Origin of the sequence: Faecalibacterium langellae (genome assembly GCF_002549775.1) — a bacterium.
Taxonomy (GTDB): Bacteria; Bacillota; Clostridia; order Oscillospirales; family Ruminococcaceae; genus Faecalibacterium; species Faecalibacterium langellae.
In genome coordinates, this window is sequence record NZ_NMTR01000008.1 from 1 (window position 1) to 1,764 (window position 1,764).

2 protein-coding genes are annotated in these 1,764 nt (G+C 54.0%); both read right to left on the minus strand.

From position 1 onward, the window contains the following. On the minus strand, nucleotides 1-848 hold an 848-nt coding region (locus tag CGS49_RS03165; RefSeq protein ID WP_179859012.1), incomplete at its 3' end, for a relaxase/mobilization nuclease domain-containing protein. Continuing rightward, complete coding sequence (locus tag CGS49_RS03170) at nucleotides 820-1,254, minus strand: plasmid mobilization protein (RefSeq protein ID WP_097800475.1); 435 nt, start codon at nucleotides 1,252-1,254, stop codon at nucleotides 820-822. The genes CGS49_RS03165 and CGS49_RS03170, both read right to left, overlap by 29 nt. Between the last annotated feature and the right edge of the window lie 510 nt (nucleotides 1,255-1,764).

Here is a 1,764-nt window from a genome sequence, read left to right on the forward strand (position 1 = left end):
GGCAGATAGCTGAGCCGACCACGGCTTTCCTTGACCGTGATTCCGTACTGCTGCAAGAGCCTGTCCGAGAAATCTTCAAAGCTCATTGCGGTGTCCAGCACATCCGAGATCTGTTTCCGCAAGGTTTCCTTTGCGGTTTCAAACTTCTTCTGCTGGGGCGGCTGTCCAGCTGCGGTGAGGGCTGCGTTCTCACGGTCAAGTTTCAACTGACCGCGCCTACGCGCCCAATACTTAGCTTCGCTCACGCGCTCTTTCGAGCCGTTGAGCAGGTCGATCTGGTACAGTCCGGCACCCTCGCACAGTTCCATGACCTCAACACGCAAGTGCCGCATGGTCTGGGCTGTGCTGGAGTGCTTCATACCCTCACGCCAGTCACGGGGCTTTTGCATATAGGGCTTACGTTCCACCTCTCGTGTGCGGATACTGCCGATCACAATGTGGACGTGGATGTTTCCCGAATGGTTATGCCCATCCGGGTGAGTGCAGACGATGGCGGGGTGACCGGAGAAGTTTTCTTCGCAGAATTTCAGGCCAAGTGCCTGTGCTTTTTCCATGGTCAAGCCGTTGTCGGCTGCATCGCGTGGGTCAAAGCTGATGATATACTGATGGCTCTTAATATCATCGCGTTGGGTGTTCTTGCCATACTTGCGGTTTGCCAGCAGACAGGCCGTTGCGAACGAGAAATCGCCGCACTCAAGGGTGTCGAGCAGGTACGAATCCCGCAGCTTCGGCTTGCCGTGCTCATCCAGAAGTTGCTTTCCGGTGAACGCGTCGTGCTGGTAAACGAGGTACGCTTCGATGGCGGTGTAGTCCGAATTCTTAGAGGCGATATGCTTGAGCGTTGCCATACAGTTCACCCAGAACTTTCTCGGCGTGCAGCCGGAATGCGGTCAGGTCTGCAAGTTCGTCAAGGAGTTTCGCCCGGATCTGCTCGGTGTCCGCACCGCCGGAATTGAAGTGCCTTGCAAGCTGGTTGAGGTTTCCGCCCACCTTGCTGCACTGAGCAAGCAAAGTGGAAACAGCGGTCAGGGCTTCTTCGCCGCCGCCTGCAACGATGACCGTTTTCTCAATCTTGACGTTGTGGATGGCGCGGCGGATAAAAGTGGAGAGGGAGAGATTCAGGAGTTTGCAAGTGAGTTCCAGTGACGCTTTTTCCTCCGCTGTCACACGGAACTTGATGACGTGCGTTTTGTTGTTCGGCGTGTCGTGGTGCTGGGAATTGCTAGGAATCGGTTGAACATTCGTTTTGGTCATTGTACCTCCTGTCTGTTCGATAACTCCTCGGTGAAGTTATGTAAAGCACGACACGCCGTTCCATTCGTGCCGTAAGGCACGAATGATGAGCAGGGTTTGGGGCAGGCACGCCCCAACAAGATCACTTCGGAAATGCAGACGCATTGCAGAAGTGAAGTCCCAGTGGAGCACAACATTTTCAAGAATTGAAAATTTGTGGCCACGGGACGGTTCTTGCCCTCTACCGCTGCGCTCAAAACCGTTTCTGGGTAATTGTTTCCGAATTGTTAAGGCGCAAAAAATAAGTAGAGAGTTCCGCTGCTCATGTATGTGGGTCACCGTTTGCTCCGAACGCAGTTCCTGCCCCTGTTTGTGCAGCGGCGTTGACGAAAAGTCGGTATCACGTTCGGTCGGCTCATGAGATTTTCAAGGTGCGTTTCCCGTAAAAGAAAAATACCGCCCATGCAGCATAGCGATGGATTTTGTCGGGTGAAACAGCGGCAAAATGAATCGGGTGTGTTGCGGGGCGGT

Excerpts from the sequence above, each read along its gene's own strand:
- CGS49_RS03170 (WP_097800475.1), bottom strand. The coding sequence starts at position 1,254 with ATGACCAAAACGAATGTTCAACCGATTCCTAGCAATTCCCAGCACCAC.